Below are 203 nucleotides of genomic sequence, written 5' to 3' on the forward strand. Positions count from 1 at the left end.
TTTGGAAGGGGCAACTCGTTTTTTTGCTGGGGTGTACCAGACTGCTCGGTGGTATGGACAGTTTCGTCTTTGTCGGGAGGTATTTTGCCCTCGGCTATCCAGCGTTGGCGGCGCTGACGTTCATATATTTCAAATTGTTCGGATGAGGTAAGTTTATGAAAAGGAACATCTTCTTGTTTGGTGGGGTTGCCTTGCTTGTCGTT

Annotated in this window: 1 protein-coding gene; it reads right to left on the reverse strand. The window is 47.8% G+C overall.

Annotated features, from left to right (window positions below; all coding sequences use genetic code 11):
* The coding region (locus Q0954_RS35025; RefSeq protein WP_299466996.1) for a hypothetical protein at positions 1-203 on the reverse strand (203 nt) is incomplete at both ends.

The organism is uncultured Microscilla sp. (assembly GCF_947493425.1).
Classification (GTDB): Bacteria; Bacteroidota; Bacteroidia; order Cytophagales; family Microscillaceae; genus Microscilla.